1 protein-coding gene is annotated in these 402 nt (G+C 58.5%); it reads right to left on the bottom strand.

Going from position 1 to position 402, the window contains the following annotated elements:
- Nucleotides 1-102: 102 nt before the first annotated feature.
- The coding region (locus ACFMBG_RS22620; RefSeq protein ID WP_421056924.1) for a transposase at nucleotides 103-402 on the bottom strand (300 nt) is incomplete at its 5' end.

Raw genomic sequence — 402 nt, 5'->3', positions numbered from 1 at the left:
GCCGAGGCTGTGTGGAAACTCGCCGTTATCAGCGGCCTTCGCCTCGTTCCCGAGCGATCTCGGCGTTGATCCTGCAAATGGACAGCGAGGTTGAACTGCCTTTCAGGACGGTATCGCTTTCCTCAGCCCGCGAACACCAACCAGAGAGATCATTCTCTTCATGTTGTAGGCAAGAACGTTCAATGCCATCTCCGTTCGGACGTTCTTGAATCGCCGCGTCAGGAAGTGCGTCGTTCCCATCCAGGCTTTGATCGTACCAAAGGGGTGTTCGACCGTGCAGCGGCGTAGCGTCATTGGATCGTCCGCTCCGCCGAGGCGAGGCCGCATCTGATCTATCAGATGCTCGTGTTCCCAACGCGAGACCCTGCGTTCTTTGCCGGTCGTGCAGCGGCGCTTGATCGG

Origin of the sequence: Leisingera coralii (assembly GCF_049056525.1) — a bacterium.
In the GTDB taxonomy this organism is placed as follows: domain Bacteria; phylum Pseudomonadota; class Alphaproteobacteria; order Rhodobacterales; family Rhodobacteraceae; genus Leisingera; species Leisingera coralii.
The sequence above is the reverse complement of the archived record's forward strand: the minus strand, read 5'-3'. Positions and strand labels throughout refer to the sequence as shown.